This is a genomic window from Pseudomonas sp., from assembly GCF_050739995.1.
In the GTDB taxonomy this organism is placed as follows: domain Bacteria; phylum Pseudomonadota; class Gammaproteobacteria; order Pseudomonadales; family Pseudomonadaceae; genus Aquipseudomonas.
The window spans coordinates 1-3269 of sequence record NZ_JBOICG010000349.1; the positions used below are offsets into that span (position 1 = coordinate 1).

At 61.1% G+C, this 3269-nt stretch carries 2 protein-coding genes; both read right to left on the reverse strand.

Annotated features, from left to right (window positions below; translation table 11 throughout):
- The coding region (gene selO / locus ACRESD_RS11685) for a protein adenylyltransferase SelO (protein ID WP_431751040.1) at positions 1–1446 on the reverse strand (1446 nt) is incomplete at its 3' end.
- A 48-nt stretch (positions 1447–1494) separates the two neighbouring features.
- The coding region (locus ACRESD_RS11690; protein ID WP_431751041.1) for a mechanosensitive ion channel domain-containing protein at positions 1495–3269 on the reverse strand (1775 nt) is incomplete at its 5' end.

The window sequence follows — 3269 nt, forward strand, 5'->3', positions numbered from 1 at the left end:
CTCCAAATGCTTCCCCCAATCCGGCGGGCGCTGTGCGTATTGCTCCATTCCCGCTTGTTCCTCAAACGGTCTGGAAAGCACCTCATGCAGCCGCCGCACTTCGTTGTAATCCCCGGACTCAGCAGCGCTGATGGCGTTCTGCGCAAGGTAGTTGCGCAAGATATACAGCGGGTTCACCGCATGCATTCGCTCCCGACGCTGCTCTTGGCTGTCATTCCCGTCTCGGGCAACCCGGGCTTTGTACAACTCAGCCCAGGCATCAAACCCGGCCAGGTCGACAAAATCATCACGCAGTCGCGCCACAGCCAGCGCCGCCGACTCATCCCCCAGCCTGCGGAAGAACAACGTGTAATCCACGCCACTGTTCTGCATCAGCTTCAGCAAGCGCTCCACCAGTTTCTGGTCATCGTCTTCGGCGGTGGTCAGTCCCAGGCGGCGACGCATCAAGTCCAGGTAATGCGCCTGATACAGCGGCAGGTACAGGCCAAGCGTTTCCTTCAATGCATCGACGCTGATAAACGGCGTTAGCGCTTGCGCCAATGCGCTGAGGTTCCACTGCCCGATCGGCACCTGATTGCTGAAGGAGTAACGCCCTTCATGATCGGAATGGTTGCAGATGAAATGCGCGTCGAAATCATCGAGAAACGCAAACGGCCCGAAATCGAAGGTGATGCCCAGGATCGACATGTTGTCGGTGTTCATCACCCCATGGCAGAAGCCATAAGCCTGCCATTTGGCGATCATCTCGGCGTTGCGCTCGACGATTTCGCGGAACATGGCCAGGTACGGTTCGGGCTGTTCACGGCATTCGGGGTAATGCAGGTTGAGGACGTGTTCGGCCAACTGCGCCTGCTGCTCGGGCTTCTTGGTGTAGTAGAAGTATTCGAAATGTCCGAAGCGGATATGGCTGGGTGCCAGGCGCAATACCATCGCCCCGCGTTCCTGCTTTTCACGCCATACCGGCGTGCTGGAACCGATCACGCACAATGCGCGGCTGCTGGGGATGCCCAGCGCATGCAGCGCTTCAGAGGCCAGGAACTCGCGAATCGAAGAGCGCAGCACCGCCCGCCCATCGCCCATGCGCGAGTAAGGCGTTTGCCCGGCACCCTTGAGGTGCAGGTCCCAATGCTCGCCTGCCTCGTTGTAGACCTCGCCCAGCAACAGCCCGCGTCCATCGCCCAATTGCGGGGTGTAGCCGCCGAACTGATGCCCGGAATAGACCATCGCCCGCGGTTCCGCCTGCGCCCACAGCTTGTGCCCGCCAAACAGTTCGGCGAACACCGGCGTTTCGGCCACGGCCGGGTCGAGGTCGAGCAAGGCCAAGGCGGCATCGCTCGCCACCACAAGGCGTGGCTCGTCGAGGGGTTCAGGCAGTACGTGGGTTGAGAACGCGTCGCCCAGGCGTGCGAAGCGGTTGTCGAAGGTCAGTTCGTCGAGGGCTTTCACCGGCCATCTCCAGCAGAATGTCCGAGCATTCTGCTGGGGATAGCGCGGTTAGTCGAGTTTGCTGGGTGGTGGCTCTTGCACGCCGCCGTCGTTGGCGGGTTTGTTCGCCGGTTCGACTTCCACCAGTTTGTATTCCTGGCCGTGAAGGTTTTTCAGGTAGACCTCCATCTGGCGGAACGAAATGTTGATGTGCTCTTTCTTGAATTCGCGGTTGATAAAACGGTTCACTTCGTCGATCACCGGGTTGCGGTCGCCCAGGTCGCGTACGTGCATGCGCAGTTCGTGGTCGAGGGTGCTTTCGCCGAAGTTGAGGAAGTACACGTGGGGCTCCGGCTCTTTGAGCACCCGTGGGTTGTCGCGGGCGGCCTTGAGCAGCAGTTCTTTCACGCGGTCCAGGTCGGAACCGTAGTCCACGCCGAGTTTCAGGGTGACGCGGGTGATGGTGTCGGTCAGCGACCAGTTGATCAGTTGCCCGGTAATGAACGTCTTGTTCGGGACAATGATGTCCTTGCGGTCGAAGTCGGTGATGGTGGTGGCGCGGATGCGGATCTTGCTCACCGTGCCCGACAGGTTGCCGATGGTGATGGTGTCACCGATGCGCACCGGGCGTTCGAACAGGATCATGATGCCGGAGATGAAGTTGGCGAAGATCTCTTGCATCCCGAAACCCAACCCCACCGACAGTGCCGCTACCAGCCATTGCAACTTGTCCCAGCTCACGCCGAGGGTGGACAGGGTGGAGACGAAGCCGACGCCGGCAATCACATAAGACAGCAACGTTGTGGTCGCGTAGGCGCTGCCTTGGGCCAGGTCCAGCTTGGACAACACCAAGACTTCCAGCAACCCCGGCAGGTTGCGTGCCAGGGCAAAGGTAATCCCGACGATGATCGAGGCGCCGAGCAAGTCGCCGATGCTGATCGGCACCATGCTGATATTGGCGCCGGTGCCGCTGGTGTATTCGTAGAGGGTGACGTTGTCCAGGTAGGAGAACACGGTGATCAGGTCTTTCCACACCCAGTACAACGCCGCGATAAAGCCGCCGAGCAAAGCCAGGCGGATCAGGCGCATGGACTGTTCGTTGACCTGCTCGATGTCCAGGGTCGGCTCTTCGATCACCGCTTCGCCGTCACCAGCTTCCTTGGCGGCCTGGCGCTTGGCCAGGGCGCGTGCGTAGGCCAGTCGCCGTGCGGCAACGCCAAGGCCGCGTACGAAGGTGGCTTCGATGACCAGCCAGAACATCAGCAGGTACAGGGTGTTGATCAAGCGGTCGCTGAGTTTGAGCGCGGTGTAGTAGTAGCCGAAGCACACGGCGATAAACAGCGCGATGGGCAGGGCGGTAAATACCAGCCCGACGAACTTGCGGAACAGCGAGGCTTTTTCGTGGGTCGGGCTGTTCAGCAGCAGGCGACCCAGCAGCCAGGCCATCAGTGCGTAGCAGGTCAGCACCACGGCGATGCCCAGCACGTCATCGGCCAGCGCTGCCGGTTGGTGTTCGGCGATGGCCACCACGGCCACCAGGGCCAGCACCACCAGCCCGAGTTTGCGTATCCAACCCTGGAGGAAGGCCACTTGAGGCCGTTCCCAGCGGAAGTGCAGTTCAGCCACGCCACCCGGCGCCAGAATCCGATAGGCGGTGTAGAACACCAGCCACGCTTGGGCAATCAGCAGCAGTGCCGCGCCCAGGTTGGCGTTTTGCCCACGGGCGTCGATCTGCAACGCATAGCCGCATAACGCCAGGCCCAGGGACACCGGCATCGCCAGCAGGATATTGATCAGGATCGCCTGCGGTGTGTGCCACTGGCTGTCGCGCTTGAAGTGGCCGA